The organism is Streptomyces sp. 150FB, assembly GCF_000818195.1.
Taxonomy (GTDB): domain Bacteria; phylum Actinomycetota; class Actinomycetes; order Streptomycetales; family Streptomycetaceae; genus Streptomyces.
Map to the genome: position 1 here is coordinate 9,417,106 of NZ_JTHL01000001.1, position 2,222 is coordinate 9,419,327.

General features: G+C 70.7%; 1 protein-coding gene and 1 pseudogene. Both read right to left on the bottom strand.

Annotated features, from left to right (window positions below; genetic code table 11):
• Window positions 1-162: 162 nt before the first annotated feature.
• Window positions 163-1,740: an MDR family MFS transporter gene (locus tag QR77_RS40245; protein WP_040026851.1), complete on the bottom strand. Its 1,578-nt coding sequence runs from the start codon at window positions 1,738-1,740 to the stop codon at window positions 163-165.
• 46 nt (window positions 1,741-1,786) lie between these two features.
• Window positions 1,787-2,222: pseudogene (locus tag QR77_RS49640) on the bottom strand (TetR family transcriptional regulator); the annotation flags it as partial.

Consider the following 2,222-nt stretch of genomic DNA (forward strand, 5'->3'; position numbering starts at 1 on the left):
CGGAGGCCCCGGCGCCCGGCACCACCACCGCGACCGCAACCAAGACCGGCCACAACCACCGCACCGCCAAACCCACGGCCGCCCGCCGCGAGGCGCACCGCGCACGCGAAGGCCCCGGCCCGCCCGAAGGCGGACCGGGGCCGGAGCGTGCGGTGCGGTGGTTCAGACAGCCGTGGCGGACGCCTCCGCTTCGGCCTCCTCGGCCAGCCGCTGCATACCGCTCGTGGTCTTCAGCGGCTTCTCCTTGATGAAGATCACCGTGATCAGCGCGAGAGCGGCGAACGGTGCGGCGACCAGGAAGAGATCCGCGGTCGCCACGCCGTACGCGTGCTCCACGATCGCCCGCATCGGCGCGGGCAGGTCGGCGAGGTTCGGTACGGTGTTCCCGCCCGCCGGGGCCTTGCCGGAGCCGCCGAGGCTCTTGGCGAGCTCGCTGGAGACCCGGCTGGCCAGGACGGCGCCGAGCACGCTCGTACCGATCGTGCCGCCCATGCTGCGGAAGAACGACAGGACGGACGTGGCGGCGCCGAGCTGCGCGGCCGGCACGTCGTTCTGCGCGGCGAGCACCAGGTTCTGCATCAGCATGCCGAGGCCGATCCCGAGGACCACCATGTAGAGGCTGAGCAGCCCGAAGCCGGTGTCGGAGCCGATGGTGGAGAGCAGCGCCAGGCCCGCCGTCATGATGACGGCGCCGGAGACCAGGTAGATCTTCCACCTGCCGGTGGCGCTGATGATCTGCCCGGCGACGGTGGAGGAGACCAGCAGACCGAGGATCATCGGCAGGCTCATCAGCCCGGCCACCGTCGGGGACTTGCCCAGGGATATCTGGAAGTACTGGGAGAGGAAGACGGTGCCGCCGAACATGGCCACACCGACGAGCAGGCTCGCGAGCGTGGTCAGCGCGATGGTGCGGTTACGGAAGATCTTCAGCGGGATGATCGGCTCGGCGACCCGGGTCTCCACGAAGACGGCGACCACCAGCAGGACCACCCCGAGGCCGGTCAGCACGCCCGTCTGCCAGGACGCCCAGTCGAACTCGTTGCCCGCGAGGGACGTCCAGATCAGCAGCGAGCAGACGCCGGCGACGATCAGGAACGCGCCCAGGAAGTCGATCTTCACCACGCGGCGGACCGTCGCGGGCAGCTTCAGAGTGCGCTGGAGCAGCAGGATCGCGGCGAGCGCGAAGGGCACGCCGATGAAGAAGCACCAGCGCCAGCCCAGCCAGGAGGTGTCCACCAGCAGGCCGCCGATCAGCGGTCCTGCGACGGTACCGATGGCGAAGACGGCGCCGAAGATGCCGGAGTACTTGCCGAGCCGGCGCGGCGGGATGATCGCGGCCATCACGACCTGCGCGAGCGCGGTCAGACCGCCGGCGCCGGTGCCCTGAACGACCCGGCTGAAGATGAGCAGGCCGACGCCCTGGGAGAACCCGGCGAGCAGCGACCCGGCGACGAACATGCCGAGCGAGAGCTGGAGGAGCAGCTTCTTGTTGAACAGATCGGACAGCTTGCCCCACAGGGGCACGGTCGCCGTCATGGCGAGCAGTTCCGAGGTGACGACCCAGGTGTAGGAGGACTGGCTGGCGTCGAGGTCGGCGAGGATACGGGGCAGTGCGTTGGCCACCACGGTGCTGGCCAGAATGGCGACGAACATGCCGGCCATCAGCCCGGACATCGCCTGCAATATCTGTCTGTTGGACATGGAGGTCGGCGCCTGCTCCGGCGCCTCGGTAACGGTCAAGGTGTCCTTCTTCGGGTTCTGCGGATCGTTGCGCGGCGAATGACGGTCAGGTGCCGGCCGGGTCCGGGGCCGGGGGTCCGGGCAGGCCCGCTGCCAGTTGGCTGAAGACCTCCCGGAAGACGTCGGCGAAGACAGCGGTACCGGGGGGCTTCGAGCACCAGTGCTCGACGGCGACCCGTACGGCGGTCCCGGCGACGCCTGCGAGCAGGCGCGGGTACAGCTCCAGGGCGGGGAGCCCGTCGGGGTCCCTCGCTTCGGCGCCGATCCGCTCGGCGATGGCCTCGGCCAGCTCCAGCTCGTCGGCCATATGGGCACCGAGTCCCCGGACGAGCAGCCGCGGCGAACGCTGGAGCACCGTGGCCCGCAGGGACCAGATCTCGTGGCGCTCCTCGACATCGGCCAGTTCGGCCGCGAGCGCCTCGAGTACCGCGGCGAGCGGCGGCAGCGCCGCCGGGGCCTCGCGCACCGCCCGCCGTACGCGC